The sequence below is a fragment of the Streptomyces sp. NPDC021020 genome (genome assembly GCF_044333285.1).
Lineage (GTDB): Bacteria > Actinomycetota > Actinomycetes > Streptomycetales > Streptomycetaceae > Actinacidiphila.
Genome location: NZ_JBIRQQ010000005.1, coordinates 1 through 18640, shown reverse-complemented (window position 1 = coordinate 18640; position 18640 = coordinate 1). Strand labels below are relative to the sequence as shown.

Annotated in this window: 19 protein-coding genes and 1 rRNA gene; 4 read left to right on the top strand and 16 right to left on the bottom strand. The window is 73.2% G+C overall.

The annotated features are described in order from the left end of the window. Positions 1-42: 42 nt before the first annotated feature. The 6 genes from ACH4SL_RS15210 to ACH4SL_RS15185 all read right to left on the bottom strand — a co-directional run bounded on the left by ACH4SL_RS15210 (position 43) and on the right by ACH4SL_RS15185 (position 6054). Complete coding sequence (locus tag ACH4SL_RS15210; protein ID WP_398446619.1) at positions 43-1713, bottom strand: uroporphyrinogen-III synthase; 1671 nt, start codon at positions 1711-1713, stop codon at positions 43-45. Between the two features lie 53 nt (positions 1714-1766). Further along, the gene (gene hemC, locus ACH4SL_RS15205) at positions 1767-2807 is read right to left on the bottom strand and encodes a hydroxymethylbilane synthase (protein ID WP_398445407.1); all 1041 of its coding nucleotides are present in this window, start codon (positions 2805-2807) and stop codon (positions 1767-1769) included. Beyond that, entirely contained in the window at positions 2800-4140 is a 1341-nt protein-coding gene (locus tag ACH4SL_RS15200) for a glutamyl-tRNA reductase (RefSeq protein WP_398445405.1), read from the bottom strand. The genes hemC and ACH4SL_RS15200 overlap by 8 nt, the downstream gene beginning before the upstream one ends. After that, the gene (locus ACH4SL_RS15195) at positions 4137-4856 is read right to left on the bottom strand and encodes a redox-sensing transcriptional repressor Rex (RefSeq protein ID WP_031524029.1); all 720 of its coding nucleotides are present in this window, start codon (positions 4854-4856) and stop codon (positions 4137-4139) included. Before ACH4SL_RS15195 ends, ACH4SL_RS15200 begins: the two co-directional genes overlap by 4 nt. Before the next feature lie 131 nt (positions 4857-4987). Next, entirely contained in the window at positions 4988-5689 is a 702-nt protein-coding gene (locus ACH4SL_RS15190) for an exonuclease domain-containing protein (RefSeq protein ID WP_398445402.1), read from the bottom strand. Between the two features lie 95 nt (positions 5690-5784). Then, positions 5785-6054, bottom strand: a complete 270-nt coding sequence (locus ACH4SL_RS15185) for a glutaredoxin family protein (RefSeq protein WP_398445400.1) — start codon at positions 6052-6054, stop codon at positions 5785-5787. A gap of 94 nt (positions 6055-6148) precedes the next feature. Here ACH4SL_RS15185 and ACH4SL_RS15180 point away from each other — a divergent pair, with 94 nt between their 5' ends. The 3 genes from ACH4SL_RS15180 (at position 6149) to ACH4SL_RS15170 (ending at position 9705) form a co-directional block, all read left to right on the top strand. Then, positions 6149-7102: an HAD family hydrolase gene (locus ACH4SL_RS15180; protein ID WP_398445398.1), complete on the top strand. Its 954-nt coding sequence runs from the start codon at positions 6149-6151 to the stop codon at positions 7100-7102. Positions 7103-7454: 352 nt separating this feature from the next. Continuing rightward, complete coding sequence (locus ACH4SL_RS15175) at positions 7455-8258, top strand: ECF subfamily RNA polymerase sigma factor, BldN family (RefSeq protein WP_398445396.1); 804 nt, start codon at positions 7455-7457, stop codon at positions 8256-8258. Positions 8259-8451: 193 nt separating this feature from the next. Then, a complete protein-coding gene (locus tag ACH4SL_RS15170; RefSeq protein WP_398445394.1) occupies positions 8452-9705 on the top strand; it encodes a DUF5667 domain-containing protein in 1254 nt (417 codons plus the stop codon). A 182-nt stretch (positions 9706-9887) separates the two neighbouring features. On the opposite strand, the gene ACH4SL_RS15165 is transcribed toward ACH4SL_RS15170, so the two are convergent. The 9 genes from ACH4SL_RS15165 to ACH4SL_RS15125 all read right to left on the bottom strand — a co-directional run bounded on the left by ACH4SL_RS15165 (position 9888) and on the right by ACH4SL_RS15125 (position 17484). Further along, on the bottom strand, positions 9888-10970 hold the full coding sequence (locus ACH4SL_RS15165) for a lysophospholipid acyltransferase family protein (RefSeq protein ID WP_398445392.1): 1083 nt from the start codon (positions 10968-10970) through the stop codon (positions 9888-9890). Positions 10971-11023: 53 nt separating this feature from the next. After that, positions 11024-12088: an NAD-dependent epimerase/dehydratase family protein gene (locus tag ACH4SL_RS15160; protein ID WP_398445390.1), complete on the bottom strand. Its 1065-nt coding sequence runs from the start codon at positions 12086-12088 to the stop codon at positions 11024-11026. 256 nt (positions 12089-12344) lie between these two features. Continuing rightward, the gene (locus ACH4SL_RS15155; RefSeq protein ID WP_003948845.1) at positions 12345-12443 is read right to left on the bottom strand and encodes a 30S ribosomal protein bS22; all 99 of its coding nucleotides are present in this window, start codon (positions 12441-12443) and stop codon (positions 12345-12347) included. Between the two features lie 136 nt (positions 12444-12579). Further along, complete coding sequence (locus ACH4SL_RS15150) at positions 12580-12792, bottom strand: helix-turn-helix domain-containing protein (RefSeq protein WP_031524045.1); 213 nt, start codon at positions 12790-12792, stop codon at positions 12580-12582. A gap of 128 nt (positions 12793-12920) precedes the next feature. Next, entirely contained in the window at positions 12921-13742 is an 822-nt protein-coding gene (locus tag ACH4SL_RS15145; protein ID WP_398445388.1) for a phosphatase, read from the bottom strand. A gap of 101 nt (positions 13743-13843) precedes the next feature. Continuing rightward, complete coding sequence (locus ACH4SL_RS15140) at positions 13844-15037, bottom strand: acetoin utilization protein AcuC (protein ID WP_398445386.1); 1194 nt, start codon at positions 15035-15037, stop codon at positions 13844-13846. Next, on the bottom strand, positions 15006-16250 hold the full coding sequence (locus ACH4SL_RS15135; RefSeq protein WP_398445383.1) for an MFS transporter: 1245 nt from the start codon (positions 16248-16250) through the stop codon (positions 15006-15008). Before ACH4SL_RS15135 ends, ACH4SL_RS15140 begins: the two co-directional genes overlap by 32 nt. An 89-nt stretch (positions 16251-16339) precedes the next feature. Further along, a complete protein-coding gene (locus ACH4SL_RS15130) occupies positions 16340-16987 on the bottom strand; it encodes an HAD family hydrolase (RefSeq protein ID WP_398445381.1) in 648 nt (215 codons plus the stop codon). Between the two features lie 56 nt (positions 16988-17043). Beyond that, positions 17044-17484 carry a winged helix-turn-helix transcriptional regulator gene (locus ACH4SL_RS15125; RefSeq protein ID WP_398445379.1) on the bottom strand — a complete coding sequence of 147 codons (441 nt, stop codon included), beginning with the start codon at positions 17482-17484 and terminating at the stop codon, positions 17044-17046. A 147-nt stretch (positions 17485-17631) separates the two neighbouring features. On the opposite strand from ACH4SL_RS15125, the gene ACH4SL_RS15120 reads away from it, so the two are divergent. Further along, positions 17632-18429 (top strand): NmrA family NAD(P)-binding protein, encoded by a 798-nt coding sequence (locus tag ACH4SL_RS15120; protein ID WP_398445377.1) that lies wholly within the window; start codon positions 17632-17634, stop codon positions 18427-18429. Between the two features lie 98 nt (positions 18430-18527). Here the strand turns inward: ACH4SL_RS15120 and rrf are convergent. Next, positions 18528-18640: ribosomal RNA gene (gene rrf / locus ACH4SL_RS15115) — 5S ribosomal RNA — on the bottom strand; the annotation flags it as partial.

Below are 18640 nucleotides of genomic sequence, written 5' to 3'. Positions count from 1 at the left end.
CTCGCCCGGACGCGGATCCGGTGCCCTCAAGCCGACCGCAGGTCAGACGCGGCGGCGGCGCGCGCCGGGACGGCGTTCGCTCGGCCTCGTGACGGGGTCGCCCGCGAGGACCGCCGCGTCGCGGCGCGACGCGCCGAAGTCCGCGAGGGCCTGCGCGAGGGCGTGCACCGACGGCTCCGGGGCCATCACGTCGACCCGGAGCCCGTGCTCCTCCGCGGTCTTGGCCGTCGCCGGCCCGATGCAGGCGATGACGGTCACGTTGTGCGGCTTCCCGGCGATGCCGACGAGGTTGCGTACCGTCGAGGACGACGTGAAGAGCACCGCGTCAAAGCCGCCGCCCTTGATCGCCTCGCGGGTGTCCGCCGGCGGCGGCGAGGCGCGCACCGTGCGGTAGGCGGTGACGTCGTCGACCTCCCAGCCGAGGTCGACGAGGCCCGCGACGAGCGTCTCGGTCGCGATGTCGGCGCGCGGCAGGAAGACGCGGTCGATCGGGTCGAAGACCGGGTCGTACGGCGGCCAGTCCTCCAGGAGGCCCGCGGCGGACTGCTCGCCGCTGGGCACCAGGTCGGGCTTGACGCCGAATTCGACGAGGGCCTGCGCGGTCTGCTCGCCGACCGCGGCGACCTTTATCCCGGCGAAGGCACGCGCGTCGAGCCCGTACTCCTCGAACTTCTCGCGCACCGCCTTGACCGCGTTGACGGACGTGAAGGCGATCCACTCGTAGCGGCCCGTGACCAGGCCCTTGACCGCGCGTTCCATCTGCTGCGGGGTGCGCGGCGGCTCCACGGCGATGGTCGGCACCTCGTGCGGCACGGCGCCGTACGAGCGCAGCTGGTCGGAGAGCGAGGCGGCCTGCTCCTTGGTGCGCGGTACGAGCACCCGCCAGCCGAACAGCGGCTTGGTCTCGAACCACGACAGGTGCTCGCGCCGCCCGGCGCGCTCGCCGACCACGGCTATGGCCGCGACCGAGTCCTCGGGCGTGGGCAGCGCCTTGGTGGCCTTGAGCTCGGCGGCGATGGTCGCGAGCGTCGCGGTCCAGGTGCGCTGCCGGGTGGTGGTGCCGGCGACGGTGACCGCCAGCGGGGTGTCGGGCTTGCGGCCGGCGCCGATCAGCTCGGCGGCGGTGGCGGCGACGGTCTGGAGCGTGGTGGAGACCACCAGCGTGGCGTCGCTGGCGCCCGCCTCGGTCCAGCAGCGCTGCGAGGCGGTCGGGGCGTCCACGAAGCGCACCCCGCCGTCGAGCGGCACTCCGGCGTACGCGGGCACGCCGACCTCGGTGGCGACACCCGGCACGACCTCGAAGGGGATGCCGGCCTGCGCGCACGCGAGCATCTCGGCGGCGGCGCAGGCGTCCAGGCCGGGGTCGCCGGCGACCGCGCGGACGACCCGCTTGCCGGTGCGCGCGGACGCCATGACAAGCTGGGCAGCGGCATCGGCGAGGGCGGAGGTGTCCAACACCGCGGCGGTGGCGGCCGGTTCGGCTGCCTCGGCGGTGTCGCCGGACGGCTCGGCGGTGCCGACGTCCGCACGGGCGTGGGTGCGGACGACGTCGAGCACGGAGCGGTCGCCGACCAGCAGGTCGGCGAGGGCGAGCGCTTCGACGGCACGCAGGGTCAGCAGCCCGGGGTCACCGGGCCCGGCACCGAGGAAGGTGACGTGACCGTGGACGGTCCGCCCGGCGGGGCCGGGGCTTGCGGCGTTGCCGGCCGGCAGTGCCGCACCGGCCGCGCCGGTCACAGGGTTGGTCGTAGCGACGGCGGCGGGGTTCAAAGTGAGCGCTCCCCCATAAGACCCGCCGCGCCCTTCGCGAGCATCTCGGCGGCGAGTTCGCGGCCCAGGGCACGCGCCTCGTCGCCGGACGCCGGAACGCGGCCGGTGATGGACATCTGCACCAGTTCGGTGCCGTCGGTGGTGCCGACGACGCCGCGCAGGCGCAGCTCGGTGGTCTGCCCGTCGTCCACAAGGTCGGCCAGCGCGCCCACAGGGGCGCTGCAGCCGGCCTCGAGGGCGGCGAGCAGGGATCGTTCGGCGGTCACGGCGGCCCGGGTGTCCGGGTCGTCGAGCTCGGCGAGCCGTGCGGCCAGCTCCGGGTCCGAAGCGGCGCACTCGACGGCCAGCGCACCCTGTCCGGGAGCGGGCAGTACGGCGTCGGTGGAGATCAGCTCGGTCGCCTCGGCGATCCTGCCGATACGGTTCAGCCCGGCGGCAGCCAGCACGACGGCGTCGAGCTTGCCGGAAGTAACGTACCCGATCCTGGTGTCAACGTTGCCACGGATCGGAACGGTCTCGATGTCCTGGCCGTGTGACCGCGCCCACGCGTTGAGCTGCGCCATGCGGCGCGGCGAGCCGGTGCCGATCCGCGCGCCGGGCGGGAGGGCGGTGAAGGTCAGCCCGGAGCGGGCGACCAGCGCGTCGCGCGGGTCCTCGCGTACGGGCACGGCCGCCAGCACCAGGCCTTCGGGCGGCGCGGTGGGCAGGTCCTTGAGGCTGTGCACGGCGAAGTCGATCTCGCCGGACAGCAGCGCGTCGCGCAGCGCGGACACGAAGACGCCGGTGCCGCCGATCTGGGCCAGGCTCTCGCGGGAGACGTCGCCGTAGGTGGTGATCTCGACGAGCTCCACCTCCCGGCCGGTCAGGGCGCGGACCCGGTCGGCGATCATGCCGGACTGGGCCATGGCGAGCTTGCTGCGCCGGGTGCCCAGGCGCAGTGCGCGCCCTGGGCCGCCGGACGGGGGCGCGGGGGTGGTCGCCGGGGTTGCGGGGGGATTCGCGGAGGTGTCCGCGGGGGTGTTCGCCGGGTTAGTCATCGCCGCTCTCGATTCGGTCGGGCACCCGGGCCGCTGCGGGCCTGGGGGTCTCGGCCCGGCTGACGGCGGCGACCGCCTGCGGGTCGAGGTCGAAGAGTTCCCGCAGCGCGTCGGCGTACCCGGCACCGCCGGGCTCGCCCGCGAGCTGCTTGACGCGCACGGTCGGCGCGTGCAGGAGTTTGTCCACGACGCGGCGGACGGTCTGGCCGATCTCCGCGCGTTGCTTGTCGTCCAGGTCGGGGAGCCGGCCGTCGAGCCGTGCGAGTTCGCCCGCGACGACGTCGGCGGCCATCGCGCGCAGCGCGACCACGGTCGGGGTGATGCGGGCGGCGCGCTGGGCGGCGCCGAAGGCGGCGACCTCCTCGGCGACGATGCCCTGCACGGCCTCCACGTCGGCGGCCATGGGCGCGTCCGCGGACGCGGCGGCGAGCGACTCGATGTCGACGAGGTGGACGTGGTCCAGGTCGTGCGCCGCCGGGTCGACGTCGCGCGGCATCGCCAGGTCGAGAACGGCCAGCGGGCCGGTCGCCGCGAGGTCGTCGGCGGTGAGCACCAGGCCGGTCGAGCCGGTGCACGACACCACGAGGTCGGCGTCCGCGATCGCGGCCGTGAGCTTGGCCATGCCCACCGCGGACGCCTGCGTGCCCTGCTCGGTGAGCTGGGCGGCGAGCCGTACGGCCCGCTCGGGGGTGCGGTTGGCGATCGTCACGCGGGCCACGCCGGAGCGCGCCAGGGTGGCCGCGGCCAGCGACGACATGGAGCCGGCGCCGACGACCAGGGCGCGCTTGCCGGCCAGCGGGCCGGTCGCGGGGGCGAGCTGGGCCAGGCCGAAGGTCACCAGGGACTGCCCGGCGCGGTCGATGCCGGTCTCGGAGTGCGCGCGCTTGCCGACCCGCAGGGCCTGCTGGAAGAGGTCGTTGAGCAGCCGGCCGGCGGTGTGCAGCTCCTGCCCGACGGCGAGCGCGTCCTTGATCTGGCCGAGGATCTGGCCCTCGCCGACGACCATCGAGTCCAGGCCGCACGCCACCGACAGCAGGTGGTGGACGGCGCGGTCCTCGTAGTGGACGTACAGATGCGGCGTCAGCTCGTCGAGGCCGACCTCGCTGTGCCGCGCCAGCAGCGTGGACAGCTCGGCGACACCGGCGTGGAATTTGTCGACGTCCGCGTACAGCTCGATGCGGTTGCACGTCGACAGCGCCACGGCCTCGCTCGCGGGCTCGGCGGCGAGCGTGTCCTGGAGCAGCTTGGCGCGCGCGTCCGCGCTCAGCGCCGCGCGCTCCAGCACGCTCACCGGCGCGCTGCGGTGCGACAGACCGACGACCAGCAAACTCATGCCGGCATCACGGCGGGAACGTCCCCGTCCGGTTCCTGGCGGCCGTTCTCGCCCTCGCCGGCCTTGCGCTGCTCGTGGAAGGCGAGGATCTGCAGCTCTATGGACAGGTCCACCTTGCGCACGTCCACGCCGTCCGGCACGGTCAGCACGGTCGGGGCGAAGTTCAGGATGGAGGTGACACCCGCGCCGACCAGCCGGTCGGTGACCTCCTGCGCGGCGCCCGCGGGCGTCGCGATGACGCCGATGGACACCTGGTTGTCGGCGACGATGCTCTCCAGCTCGTCGATGTGCCGCACCGGCAGGCCCGCGACCAGCCGCCCGGCGAGCCCCGCGTCGGCGTCCAGCAGCGCGGCCACCCGGAAACCGCGGGAGGCGAAGCCGCCGTAGTTGGCGAGCGCGGCGCCGAGGTTGCCGATACCGACGATGACGACCGGCCAGTCCTGGGTGAGGCCCAATTCCCGGCTGATCTGGTAGACGAGGTATTCGACGTCGTAGCCGACGCCCCTGGTCCCGTACGAGCCGAGGTAGGAGAAGTCCTTGCGCAGCTTGGCCGAGTTGACCCCGGCGGCAGCGGCGAGTTCCTCCGAGGACACGGTGGGCACCGAGCGCTCGGACAGAGCGGTCAGGGCCCTCAGGTACAGCGGAAGCCTGGCGACGGTGGCCTCGGGGATCCCTCGGCTGCGGGTCGCCGGTCGGTGCGATCGGCCAGTTGCCACGGTGCTCCTGCGGGTAGAGCTGGGCTGAGAGCGGCCACGGTCGTTGGAGCCGCCCCGTGCACGCCAGGCTATGTCTTTGTGAACGCGTGCACAAAGATGGTGTCCGATTTGCCCGGCGGAAGTGATGGGCATCACGCACTCCCATGTCGGACATTGGGCACGTACTGCCCCGGCGAAACGTTGCTGCGCCGCTTCCACAAAGCGTCCGCCGGACGCGGCAGGCCACCGGCCTCGGGCCAGCGCACTTCCGCTGCCTGCGACAACCGCTCCCGCAGCGCGCGCACGGCCGACTCCGCTCCGACCGTACCCGTCTCCGCCACGAAGTGGCCGAAAAGCGCCGCTGCCGTCCGGGCGTCCCCCAGCGCGGTGTGGGGGACCTCACCACCGAGCCCCAGCGCGCGGGCACACGCGCGCAACGACAGCCCGTAGGTGTCGCCGGTGGCGTACGCGGCGGCCATCTGCATCGTGCACAGCTCGGGTACGGCCGGCAGCCGTATCCCGATCCGCGCGTACTCGGCGGCGAGGAAGGCGCGGTCGCAGCCGACGTTGTGCCCGACCAGCACCCGGCCGCGCAGCAGCGCGAGGAGCCGTCCGGCGATCCCGGCGAAGTGCGGTGCCCCGCTCAGGTGGGCGGGCTCGATGCCGTGGATGTGGGTCGGCCCCACGGGCCCGAGCGGATCGACGAGCGTGCTGAACTCGCCCTCCGGGGCGAGATCGGGCCCGAGCAGCACGACGGCGACCTCGACGACGCGGTGCCGCCGCGAGGACGAGCCCGTCGCCTCGACGTCCACGACGGCGAATCCGCTCGCCGCGGCTGCTTCCACCGAGGGCACTCGGCACACTCCTCGCACAAACGCCCCCGGCCGTACAAAACGCCCCCGATCCTACCCGACCTCGCGCGATGCGCGGGAGAGCGAGCCGGGAGGGGTCAGGAGGTGAGGGCGCGGTGGAGGCGGGCGCGGTCGACGCGCCAGAAGGTGTGCTGCTCGCCGTCGACCAGCACGACGGGGATCTGCTCCCAGTACCGCCGGTACAGCTCGTCGTCCTGCGTGATGTCCTGCTCCAGGACGACCGCCCCGGTCGCGGCGGCGACCTCCCGCACCACCGTGCGGGCGTCGTCGCACAGATGGCACCCCGGCTTGCCGATCAGCGTCACCGTCCGGACGGCCGCCATGTCCTCGTTCGTCGTACCGCTCATCCGCTCATTGTGACTCCTGGCCGACACGGCCGGTTCACGCACCGGCATCGTGCGCGAACCGGGCCTGTCGCACGGGGTCGTTATGCTCGACGGCATGGCCGCTCTCAAATGGCTCACCCCCCGCAGGCAGTCCGCCACGCAGCGGAGTGTGGAGGCCGGCGAGGCCGCCGCGGAGGCGGCGCTCGCGACGACGCCCCGGCCGGAAGACCCCGCTCCCGACGGTGCCGCACCGCAGGAGAAGGACGGTACGGAGGAGGCCGCCTTCCCCGACGCCGGGGATCCGCGGGCCGCCGCGTTCTTCGACCTCGACAACACCGTGATGCAGGGCGCCGCGATCTTCCACTTCGCCCGCGGCCTGTACAAGCGGCATTTCTTCGACACGCAGGATCTGCTGCGCTTCGCGTGGCAGCAGGCGTACTTCCGGATGGCCGGCTCCGAGGACCCCGAGCACATGCGGGACGCGCGGGACAGCGCACTGTCGATCGTCAAGGGGCACCGCGTCGAGGAGCTGATGGCGATCGGCGAGGAGATCTACGACGAGTACATGGCCGGCAAGATCTGGCCGGGTACGCGGGCGCTGGCGCAGGCGCACCTGGACGCGGGCCAGCGGGTGTGGCTGGTGACGGCCGCGCCGGTGGAGACGGCGACGATCATCGCCCGCCGGCTGGGCCTGACCGGCGCGCTGGGCACGGTCGCGGAGTCGGTGGACGGGGTGTACACCGGCCGGTTGGTCGGCGAGCCGCTGCACGGTCCGGCGAAGGCCGAGGCGGTGCGCGCGCTGGCCGCGAGCGAGGATCTGGACCTGTCGGCGTGCGCCGCGTACAGCGACTCGCACAACGACATCCCGATACTGTCGCTCGTCGGCCACCCGTACGCGATCAACCCCGACAGCCGGCTGCGCAGGCACGCGCGGGCCGAGGGCTGGCGGCTGCGCGACTACCGCACCGGGCGCAAGGCGGCCCGGGTCGGCATCCCGGCCGCCGCGGGCCTGGGCGCGCTCGCGGGCGGTACGGCCGCGGCGGTCGCGATCAGCCGCCGCCGCAGGTAGCCGCCGCAAGTAGCCGCGCCCGCGCACGGCCGCGCGCGCGAAGGGCCCGCCATCGTACGGCCCCGTGGAGCCGGCGGGTGTGCGCCCGCGCGCACGGCACGCACACGGTCACATCACGGCCTCTGCGCGAGCTGTTCACGAACGGAAGTGGTCAACAACAGCCGCTTGTTCGATAATTGATCGATCGTCAATCCGCACAGGAAATGGCGTAAACGACGATTTGCGCAACTCGGTGTAGCGTCTCCTGTACGAAGCGTTATTCTCCTCAGACGCAATCCGGTACCCACACGTCGCCACGACGGGTGAACGGTCCCGTACTGCTCGTGATGGAAGTTCTGCCTCTGGGAGTCCCGTGTACCCACACGACGGGGTTGACACCTCCGGCCTGGCTGCGCTGCGTGCCATGGTGCTCCGGCACCTGGTGTGCGCCGTCCCCGCGCACGCCGTGCCCGCCCTCGCCACGTCAGGTCCCACCGTCCCCGGGCCCGCGTACGCGCTGGCCGAAGTCAGCACAGCCGCAGGCAGACGCACCCGCAACAGCTCGGGCTCCGCCGGTACCCACGCCGCCGCCCCAGGCGCCCAGCCGCGCCGCCCCGCCGCCGACACCGACTCCGGCCGCATGATGGACCTCGTCGAACGCGCGCAGGACGGCGAGACCGAGGCCTTCGGCCGGCTCTACGACCACTACAGCGACACCGTCTACCGCTACATCTACTACCGGGTCGGCTCCAAGGCGACGGCCGAGGACCTGACCAGCGAGACCTTTCTGCGCGCCCTGCGCCGTATCGGCACCTTCACCTGGCAGGGCCGCGACTTCGGCGCATGGCTGGTCACCATTGCGCGCAATCTGGTCGCCGACCACTTCAAGTCGAGCCGATTCCGACTGGAAGTGACCACCGGCGAAATGCTCGACGCGAACGAGGTCGAACGAAGTCCCGAGGATTCGGTCCTGGAGTCGCTGTCCAACGAGGCGCTGCTGACCGCGGTGCGCAAACTCAACCCGCAGCAGCAGGAATGCGTGACACTGCGCTTCCTGCAAGGGCTTTCGGTCGCCGAGACGGCCCGGGTCATGGGAAAGAACGAGGGCGCGATCAAGACGCTGCAATACCGCGCCGTCCGCACGCTGGCCAGGCTCCTCCCGGATGACGCGAGGTGAGCCCCCCGTGGCACCGCACGATCATCACACCTGCGTAACCCAACTGGCGCGGTGCTCGTTGCTTCCCATGCGGACACCCGCGCACCGCCCCGCGCACTTCGCTTTTCACCCGTTCGGGTGCAAGGCGGAAGGGCCGCGCAACCCCCGGGCGGTGCGGGGAGTCGAGTGTGGATGACGAGAGGAGGTGCCGCGCGTGATCGGACAGGCAACGGCACACCGCCGGGCGAACGCCTTCGCCCAGGCGCTTGAGGACCGCGAGGCCCTTGACGAGCGCGAAGGCGCCGAGGCCGGCCAGGAAGGCACCGCGGCCGGCCGTCGGCCCGGCGCGTCCGGTGCCGGGCACGGCAGCCACTCGGCGGCCCGGCACGCCGACCCCGAGCAGGCCGCCCTGCTGGCCCTCGCCACGGCGCTGGCCGAGCAGCCGCGGCCCACGCTCGACCCCGAGCGCAAGGCCGTGCAGCGCGCCCAGCTCATCGCCGCCATGGAGCAGGCCCTCGCCGACGGCAGCTTCCCGGTCACCGCCCGGGTGCCCGAGCAGCGCGGCGACGGCAAGGGCGGCAAGGGCAGCAGGAGCGGGCTGCGCCGGCTCACCCCGGGCAGCAAGCTGTCGCGGCGGCTCGCGGTCGGCGGGCTCACCGTCAGCGTCGCCGCGGGCGCCTTCGGCGGCGTCGCCGCGGCCAGCACCAACGCGCTGCCCGGCGACACGCTCTACCCGCTCAAACGCGGTATGGAAGACCTCAAGCTCGACATGGCCAGCGGCGACGCCTCGCGCGGCAAGCTCTACCTCGACATGGCGTCCACCCGGCTCCAGGAGGCCCGCCGCCTCATGGACCGCGGCCGCGGCGGCCACCTCGACGACGAGTCGGTGGCCGAGGTGCGCAAGGCCCTGTCGGGCATGCACCAGGAGGCCACCGAGGGCCACAAGCTGCTCAGCCAGGCGTACCAGCAGGACGGCGACCTCCAGCCGATCGAGACGCTCAACAACTTCACGGAGGCCCACCGCCAGGGCTGGACGGATCTGCGCGGCAAGCTGCCCAGCCAGCTCACCGACGTCTCCGACCAGGTCTCCTCGGTCTTCGACGCCATAGACCAGGAGGTCGCGCCGCTCCAGGGGCTGCTGCCCCAGCCGAAGACGAAGGAGCCCCGCGGCTCCGGCTCCGGCGGTACGGGCGGCGGGTCGACCGGCAGCGCGTCCGCCGCGCCCTCGGCGCCGTCGGGCGCGGCGCCCGGCGCGGACGGTACGCCCGGGGCGACCCCGTCGCCGTCCACGACGACCTCGCCGCAGGGCCTGATCGGCGGCACGAACCCGCTCGGGCCGCTGCCCGGCCTCACGGCTCCGGCGACCCCGACGTCCCCCCCGCCCGACGACCACTCCGTGACCCTGCCCCCGCTCCTCCCGGGCCTCCTGCCCGGCCTGGGCCTGGGCACGTCGGAGGACGACGAGTAAGGCGCTGCCGCGCCGGGTGAGCGTTTTCAGGGGCGCGGGGAACTGCGCGACCAGCCACGACGTACCGTCACGTCGCCACCGGCCCGAAGGGGCAGTACGGTCCGTACCGGACCACCCGCCGGTGGTTGGTTGCTCGCGCAGTTCCCCGCGCCCCCGGGCGTACCCGGCGCCGAGGCGCAGCCTCAGAAGAACACCGACCTCCGCTGCACCAGCAGCTCGTACAGCGTGTGCTGAATCGTTTCGCGTACCTGGTCCGTCAGGTTGAACACGAGCATCGGGTCCTCCGCCGCCTCCGGCGGGTAGCCGTCCGTGGGGATCGGCTCGCCGAACTGGATCACCCATTTCGTGGGAAGCGGAATCACGCCGGCGGGGCCGAGCCACGGGAAGGTCGGGGTCAGCGGGAAGTAGGGCAGGCCCAGCAGCCGGGCGACGGTCCTCGCGTTCCCGAGCATCGGGTACGTCTCCTCCGCGCCCACCACCGAGCACGGCACGATCGGCACCCCGGTCTTGAGCGCGGTCGCGACGAAGCCGCCGCGGCCGAAGCGCTGGAGCTTGTAGCGGTCGGCGAAGGGCTTGCCGATGCCCTTGAAGCCCTCCGGCATGACCCCGACGACCTCGCCCCGCTCCAGCAGGATCTCCGCGTCCTCCGCGCAGGCCAGGGTGTGGCCGGCCTTCCGGGCCAGCTCGTTGACCAGCGGGAGCACGAAGACCAGGTCCGCGGCGAGCAGCCGCAGATGCCGCTTGGCCGGGTGGTGGTCGTGCACCGCGACCTGGGTCATGAGGGCGTCCAGCGGCAGCGTGCCGGAGTGGTTGGAGACGACGAGCGCGCCGCCCTCGGCGGGGATGTTCTCGATACCGCGGACCTCGACGCGGAAGTACGACTCGTACAGCGGCCGCAGTACCGACATCAGGACCTGGTCGGTCAGCTCGGCGTCGTAGCCGAATTCGTCGACCTCGTAGTCGCCCGTCACCCGGCGGCGCAGGAAGGCCAGCCCCGAGGCGACCCTGCGGTCCCAGTCGTCGCCCAGCAGCCGTCCCGCGACCGCCCCGAGCAGCCCGCCGCCCGGGCCCGCGGCCGCGTCCTCCTGCCCGGCGTCCGCGCCCGTACGCGCCCCGCCCGCGGCCTGCGCGGGGATCCCCGGCGCGGCAGCACCGTCGGCGGCCGCGCCGCCCGAAGCGGAATGCGCTCCCCGGCCGGAAGCGGAAGCGGCGGCGCGCCGCCCGCGGGCCCCCTCGTCGAACGGGATCACCTTCGCGTCGCCCACGGCCCCTGCTCCTTTTTCCGCCGTACCTGAAGCGTCCCTGCGCGCAGCCTCGCTCACCGCGCACCGCCCGAACCGCCCGGGACCGCCGCCGCGAGCCGGTCCACTCCGGCGGCGAGCAGCCGCGGGGGCAGCAGCCCGGGCCCGTGCGCGCGGGCGAAGTCGTGGAAGGCCTCGGCGGTGGTGTAGGTCGGGGTGAAGCCGAGCGTGTGGCGCATCTCGCGGGTGTCGACCACCCGCCCGTGCGTGAGCAGCCGGATCTGCTCGGGCGAGAAGTCGGTGACCGCGACGGTGCGCAGCAGCTGCCCGATCCAGGTCACCGCGGGCAGCAGCACCGGCACGGTGGGCTTGCCGAGCCGCCGCGCGGTCTGCGACAGCAGCAGCACGCCGTCCCCGGCGATGTTGAACGTGCCGCTGTTGAGGGTGCCGCGGCGGGCCTCGCGGGAGGCCAGCACCAGCACGTCGACGACGTCGTCCTCGTGCACGAACTGCAGCCGCGGGTCGTAGCCGAAGACGGTCGGCAGCACCGGCAGCTTGAAGAACTCCGCGAGCGGGGTGTCGGCGGTCGGCCCGAGGATGTTCGCGAAGCGCAGCACCGCCACCGCGACGTCCGGGCGGCGCCGCGCGAAGCCGCGCACGTACCCCTCGACCTCGACCGCGTCCTTCGCGAAGCCGCCGCTGGGCAGCGACTTGACCGGGGTCGTCTCGCGGAAGACCGCGGGGTCGCGCGGCGCGGAGCCGTAGACGCTCGTGGTCGACTTCACGACCAGCCGCCGTACGGTGGGGGCCTTCTGGCACGCGCCGAGCAGCTGCATCGTGCCGATGACGTTGGTCTCCTTGGCCTGGGTGCGCCCGCCGGAGCCCAGCGGGGTGCCGGTCACGTCCAGGTGGACGACGGTGTCGACGCCGTGCTGGGCCAGCACCCTGGCGATCATCGGCTGCCGGATGTCGGCCCGGACGAACTCGGCGTCGCCGAGGTCGTGCTCGGGGGGCACCGCGTCGACGGCGACGACCCGGGCCACCGCCGGATCGCGCTGGATGCGCCGGACGAACCGCCCGCCCAACTGCCGCGCCGCGCCCGTGACGAGCACCACGCCGCCGCCCACTCTGCCCTCGCTCACGCTCAGCGCCTCCTCAGGGGAACACTCGCACCGTATCCCCTGCGCCCGTACGCCGCCCGCCCCGACACAGACCCGTCACCGCGCCGACCCGCGCCCGTTCCCGTTCCCGTTCCCGTACGACCCGAGCGTCCGGGCCCGGACAGCGCACTGCCCTCCCCCTCCGCCCGGAGGCGGTGGGGGAGGGCAGGAAGCGGGACGGCGGCCGCAGGGCCGGAAGGTCGCCCGCGCTCGTCCCCGCCGGGGGCGGGGGCGGCTGCTACTTCTTGTTGCGACGCTGAACGCGCGTGCGCTTGAGCAGCTTGCGGTGCTTCTTCTTGGCCATACGCTTGCGCCGCTTCTTGATGACTGAGCCCACGACTACCCTCGCTTCGGTTTCACTCGGTGCGGGGCGTCCGAGCCCACACGACCTTCGTCGGCCTAGCCTACCCGCCCCGAGCGGAGGGGCATAAACGAGGCCCGATCCAAGCCGTCATCTGCCCGCCAGGGCGTTCTCAGGCAGATTCCACCCCCACGTACGACTCCCGGAGGTACTCGTGGACGGCCTGCTCCGGAACCCGGAACGAGCGGCCCACGCGAATCGCCGGCAGATGACCGCTGTGCACCAGGCGGTACACCGTCATCTTCGAGACCCGCATCACCGCCGCAACTTCGGCGACGGTGAGAAAGACGACCTCGTTCAGAGGGCGCGTTTCAGTAGTAGCCATGTCACACCTGAACCTTCCGCACACGCCGGGCACCGGCTTCCCCTCCGGCGACTCAAAGCGGCATGTGCGCTCCCCCCCAGATTAGGGGCGCATGAGGTATGTGGGGAAGAGGAGTTGCCTATGGATGACTACTGTGACAGCCAGGCGCGTTTGAGCACGTAGCGCGTCAATGGCCGGTAGTAATCGGACCGTACGGCGTCGTCCACCGGCACCGCCACCGAGACGCTGCCCTCCGCCTCGGCGACGAAAACAGCGGGGTCGTCGCAGTCCGCCAACCCGATGGCTTCAACACCCAACTGACCTGCGCCGCACACGAATCCGTGATCTCCGACGACGAGTCCCGGCAGCATTCCGCCGTCTTCCGCGGCCGCCGCGAGGGCCGCTCTGACCGGCAGCGGCGAGTGGGTGTGCGCCCCCGGCTCGACCGGCCCGTCGTCACCCTCCGTGGCCGCGGGACGGACGACGGCGACCCCTCCGACGTAGCGCAGGAGGTGGCGGCGTACGCCGAACTGCGTGCGCATGTCCACTCCCGGGCCATACGCAGGGGTGAGGACGACACATCCTGCCGCCGAGAGCGCGGCCGCCAAGGATGCGTAGAAACCGAGGAGACGGTGTGGATGTCCTGTGCCCAAGAGGATCGGAATACGGTCACGTGCGGCCCGCGCCAGCCGCTCGGCGAACGCGTCCAGCGCCGCGACCGTGCAGTCCGGATCGATCGCCTCCTGACCCGAGGTGTGCGCCGGATCGGGCGACACCCCGCACCGGTCCGCCATCAGCCGCAGCAACTCCGGTACGTCCCAGGCCCCCTGCGGATCCAGGCCCAGCGTCAGCCGCGGATCCCGCGCGGCGAACAGCCGGTAGCTCGACAGGCTCTTCTCCCGCGGCGTGCCCACCTTGCCGGCCAGGCCCGTCGCCTCCAGATGCGCGCGCAGCGCGCCGACACTCACCACGCCATGATCGTCCCGGCCCGCCCGCCCCGCGGCACCCGGAACCGGCCGAATTCACCCGCCGGAAACCCGTCCGGTCCGGCCCCGGCCCTTCCCCGCACCGGTTACGGAAGCAGCCCGTGCAGCGGGAAGGCGGCCCGGCGGGTCGCCAGGATGGCCTGGTCCAGCCGGTCGGCCGGGTCGTAGCCGGCCTCCTCGAAGCCCGTCCAGCGCGGCTCGCGCCCGTCCGTCATCCGCAGCGGCGCGGGCTGCCGGGTCCGCGCGTACACCTCGTGCCGCCACTCCTCCGGCACCTGCGTGCCCGGCGCGAGCGGCTCCCCTGCGGCGATCGCCACCAGGTGCGTCCAGGTACGCGGCACCACGTCGGCGACCGCGTACCCGCCGCCGCCCAGCGCCACCCAGCGCCCGCCCGCGTGCTCGTGCGCCAGCGCGTGGCAGGCCTCGGCCACCGCCCGCTGCGCGTCCACCGTCACCGCCAGGTGCGCCAGCGGGTCCTCGACGTGCGTGTCCGCCCCGTGCTGGCTGACCAGCACCTGCGGCCGGAAGGCGGCCAGCAGCTCGGGCACCACCGCGTGGAAGGCCCGCAGCCAGCCCGCGTCACCCGTGCCCGCGGGAAGCGCCACGTTGACGGCGCCGCCCTCCGCGTCCGGGCCGCCCGTCTCCTCCGCCCAGCCGCTGGTGTGCGGGAAGAGGGTGCGCGGGTGCTCGTGCAGCGACACCGTCATGACCCGCGGGTCGTCCCAGAAGGCCGCCTGCACCCCGTCCCCGTGGTGGACGTCCACGTCGACGTACGCGACCCGCTCCGCGCCCAGCTCCAGCAGCCGCGCCACCGCGAGGGCCGCGTCGTTGTAGACGCAGAAACCGGAGGCCGCGCCGGGCATCGCGTGGTGCAGCCCGCCGGTGAAGTTGACGGCGTGCCGTGCCTCGCCGCGCCACACCGCCTCCGCCGCCGCGACCGACTGGCCCGCGATCAGCGCCGAGACCTCGTGCATCCGCGGGAAGACGGGATTGTCCGTGGTGCCCAGCCCGTACCCGGCGAAGGCGGCGTAGGAGGTCCGCACCGCGTCCGGGTCCTCGCCCGCGCGCCGCACCGCGGCCATGTAGTCCCCGTCGTGGACGAGCGCGAGCGTCGACTCCCCCGCGGGCGGCGCCGCCACCACCGTCAGCGCCCGGTCCAGCCCGACCGCCCGCACCAGATCCCGGGTGAGCGTCAGCCGTACCGGGTCCATCGGGTGCCCGGGACCGAAGTCGTAGCCGGTGACCCGCTCATCCCACATCAACAGTGCTCGGCCGCTCATGGCCGACACCGTACCCGCCGCCCGCCGCCCCGAAGGACCTGGCGTAATGCAGTGTCGCCGCCACCAGCACCATCGGTACGAGCATGGCGCCGCGGTAGCTCCAGGCGTCGCCCAGCGCGCCCACCAGCGGCGAGCCGACGAGGAAGCCGACGTAGTTGAAGACGTTCAGCCGCGCGATGGCCGCGTCCGATGCGTGCGGGAACATCCGCCCGGCCGCCGCGAAGGTCTGCGGCACGATCACGCACAGCCCGAAGCCCAGCAGCGTGAAGCCCAGCATGCCGACCCACGCCCCCGGCGCCGCCGCCACCACCGCGAAGCCCGCGACCGCCACCACCGTCCCGAGCCGCACGACGGGCGCGGCCCCGTACCGCCGCACCCCGAAGTCGCCGACCGAGCGGCCGAGGAGCGTGGTGACCATGTAGACGGCGTAGGGGACGGTGGAGAGCTGGTCGGAGCTGTGCAGGGTGTCCTGGAGGTATTTCGCGCTCCAGTTGGAGACGGTCGAGTCGCCGATGTAGGCGAAGGTCATCACGAGGCACAGCGGCAGCAGCACGCGCATCGCGACCTGCGGGCCGCGTGCGTCCTTCCCCGGTGCGGCCTCCGGCACGGCGGGCCCGTCGTCGGCGTCGCGGTACCAGCGGCTCGCGACGAGCGTCAGCGGGATCATCACCGCTGTGAAGGGCGCGTAGACCGTCACCAGCTCGATGTGCCAGTGCGCCCCCGACCAGGCCAGCACCGACCCGACGATGCCGCCGAGGCTGTAGGCGGCGTGGAAGCCGAGCATGATGCTGCGCCCGTACGCCCGCTGGAGGCTGACCCCGAGCATGTTCATCGAGGCGTCCAGCCCGCCGACGCACACCCCGAAGAGCGCGAGCGTCACCGCGGCCGCCCACATCCGGTCCCCGGCCCCGAGCCCGACCAGCACGAGCGCGACGACCGGCTGCACCCAGCGCAGCACCACGCTCGGCCGCACCCGCCGCACCAGCTGCTCGGTCACGACGCTGCCGACGCCTGCCAGGATCGGCACCGCCGCCAGGAAGGCCGGCAGCAGCCCGTCGCTGATCCCGTAGCGGTCCTGGATCGCCGGAATCCGGGTGACCAGCAGCGCGAAGAGCGCCCCCTGCGCGAAGAAGCTCACCGCCAGGGCGGCGCGGCCCAGCCGCAGCGGCCGGGCGGGCTGGGTGACGTCGCGGACGTCGCTTGCGTCGCTCATGAGCGAGCACGCTAGACGCGAAAGCTACGGTTGAGTAGGTGTCCGGCGTCACGATCCGGCGTCACCTCTGACCTGGGACGGCCGCCCGCTCAGCCGAAGAGCAGGGCGGGCAGCTCGGCCATCCCGCCGAAGAGCGCGGTCGCGTCCCCGAGCTTCGCGGCCGGCGTCATCGCGGTGTAGCCGAAGACGTCCATCCCGGCCGCCCGCGCCGCCGCCACCCCGAGCGCGCTGTCCTCGACGACCACGCACCGCTCGGGCGCCACGCCCATCGTGCGGGCGGCGTGCAGGAAGAGGTCCGGCGCGGGCTTGCCGCGGCCCACGTCCTGCGCGGAGAACAGCCGCCGCTCGTCGAAGCGCCCGTAGAGCCCCGTCGTCCGCAGCGCGACCCTGATCCGCTCGTGCGTCGCCGACGACGCCAGGCAGTACGGCACCCCGTCCGCCGCCAGCTTCTCCAGCACCGTCCCGGCCCCCTCGACCGCCCGCAGCTCCCGCTCGAACGCCGCGAAGACCCGCCCGTGGTAGGACGCGTCGAACCCCTCCGGCAGCACCCCGCCGTGCCGCTCCCGTACGACGTCGTGCACGCGGTGCATGGCCGCGCCCATGAAGTCCCGGACCGACTCCTCGGTCGTGGTCGGGTAGCCCGCCTCGGTGAGGCACTGCGCGAGGATGCGGTTGGAGATCGGCTCGCTGTCGACGAGCACGCCGTCGTTGTCGAAGATGATCAGTTCATACTGCACGGACCCACTCTAGGCGGCGCCGGCGCGTGGGCCGACGGTGATGACCCGCGTCGGCCTCAGCGGATGTCGTGGTCGGGGTGGGCGCCGTCGTACGCGTGCCGGGCCTCGGCGATGACACCGCGGTGGGCGAGCGACCAGTCCGCGAGCGCTTTGACCAGGTGGGTGAGCCCGGCGCCGGTCTCCGTCAGCCGGTAGTCGACCTGCGCCGGGACGGTCGGGTAGACGGTACGCAGCACGAGCCCGTCGCGCTCCAGCCGGCGCACGGTGAGGGTGAGCATGCGCTGCGAGATGCCGTCGATCGCCCGCTGCAGCTCCCGGAAGCGCCGCGGCCCGCTCGCCAGCTCGACGATCACCAGCACCGACCACTTGTCCCCGATCCGGTCCAGGACGTCCCGGATACCGCAGTCCGGGTGCTCCGGCAGCCCGCACGGGTCGAGGGCGGCGGGCGTCAGCGGCTCGCTGACCGGGGCGGTTACCGCGGTGTGCGTGACGGACATCGAAATGCCTCCTTGTGGCCGGTGGGCGGCCGATCGAGGATCAAGCGTAGTTACCGAAGAGAACCACGGCGGCCGAGAACGACCGAGAACGGCCGGGACCGCTGAGCACGACCCACCGAGAACGACGACGGAAGACTGCGACTGATCATGATCCTGGTGACCGGAGCGAACGGAAACCTCGGCAAGGCCACGCGTGCGGCCCTGCGCGCCCGCGGCGAAAAGGCGCTGGGCGGCAGCCGCACCCCGGCGGAGGGCATACGCCCTCTCGACTTCGACGCCCCCGCAACCCTCGACCTCTCCGGTGTGACGACCCTCGTCCTGGTCTCCGCCGGGTACGCCGAGGACGACGTGGTGATCCGCCGCCACTCGGCAGCGCTGGACGCGGCGGTACGGGACGGGGTCGGCCACGTCGTCTACACGAGCCTGACGACCGCGGGCGACCACCTCGGCTTCGCCCTGGCCCACCGCGCGACCGAGCGCCTGGTCGAGGCGAGCGGGCTGCCCTGGACGATCCTCCGCAACGGCCTGTACGCCGAGCTGTTCGGCGCCCTCCTGACGCCGTCGGGTGACGGCGGCGTCGATTCCCCCTTCGGCGGCGGCGCCCTTGCCGCGGTCGCCCGGGACGACCTCGCCGAGGCCGCCGCCGTGGTCGCCGCCGACCCCGCCGCACACCGGAACCGCGTCTACGACCTGGTCGGCACGCCGATCACGGCAGCGCAGGTGGCCGCCGAGCTGGGCGCCCCGCACCGCGAGCTCGACCTCACCGAATACCGCCGCCGGCTGCTGGAGACGCCGGGGCTGCTCCCCTTCCAGCCCCCGATGCTCGCCTCGATCGCCTCGGCCGTCCGCCACGGCTTCCTGGCCCGCACCACCCCGGACCTCGCCGACCTCCTCGGCCGCGAGCCCCTGGACCCGCTGCCGATCGCCGCGGCGGCGGCGAAGTGACCCCGGGGCCGTAGGGCCCCTGAACGCAAAAGAGCGTCAACGCAAAAGAGCGTCAGCCCCCGTGCTGGGCACGGGGGCTGACGCTCTTCTCAAAAATTGTTCGGCGGTGTCCTACTCTCCCACAGGGTCCCCCCTGCAGTACCATCGGCGCTGAAAGGCTTAGCTTCCGGGTTCGGAATGTAACCGGGCGTTTCCCTAACGCTATGACCAC